Source organism: Chryseobacterium sp. HNCC26DJ238 (assembly GCF_057180465.1).
The window spans coordinates 1-644 of record NZ_JBXUGI010000056.1 but is presented as its reverse complement, the minus strand read 5'-3'; the positions used below and the strand labels follow the sequence as shown (position 1 = coordinate 644).

Here is a 644-nt window from a genome sequence, read left to right as displayed (position 1 = left end):
AACCTTTAGAAACGCTTTATGTAAAGCGCACGCAGAAAGATTACAATTTAAGTCTGAAACTTCAAATTGTAAAAGACATTGAAGCCGGTCGGCTGGGAATTACTGAATGCAAGAAAAAGTATGGCATCCAATGTAGAGGCACTGTAGTGAGTTGGCTGAGAAAATATGGTAACTTTGATTGGGACAATCAAACACCAAATGCTATGCAAAAAACACCCGAACAACGAATTATGGAATTGGAGGCTGAAGTAAAAGTGCTCGAAAAACAAAAAGCATTACTGGAAAGACAAGCCTACATCGCCGATAAAAAGGCCATTTTCTTTGACATGATGATCAATCTGGCGGAGAGTGAATATCAAATCGATATACGAAAAAACTCCGCATCCGCACAATCAGCAACTTCCGCAGAACCGAAAAAGAAACTTTAGTTTTCACCTGTGGATTGTCCGGATTGGATAGACAAGTCTATTATCGAAGTTTAAAACGCAGCACAGTGCGCACAAGCAAAGCTCAGCAGGTGGTCGCATTGGTGGAAGAAAAACGAATGATGCAACCAAAGATTGGAGGTAAGAAATTATATTTTATTTTACAACAAGCTTTGAGATCGTTGAATATTGGAAGAGATAAATTCTTTGATATTTTAC

At 38.5% G+C, this 644-nt stretch carries 1 protein-coding gene; it reads left to right on the top strand.

The window, feature by feature from the left end; genetic code table 11:
* The coding region (locus AC2A07_RS19685) for a transposase (protein ID WP_484051798.1) at positions 1-428 on the top strand (428 nt) is incomplete at its 5' end.
* Positions 429-644 lie beyond the last annotated feature (216 nt).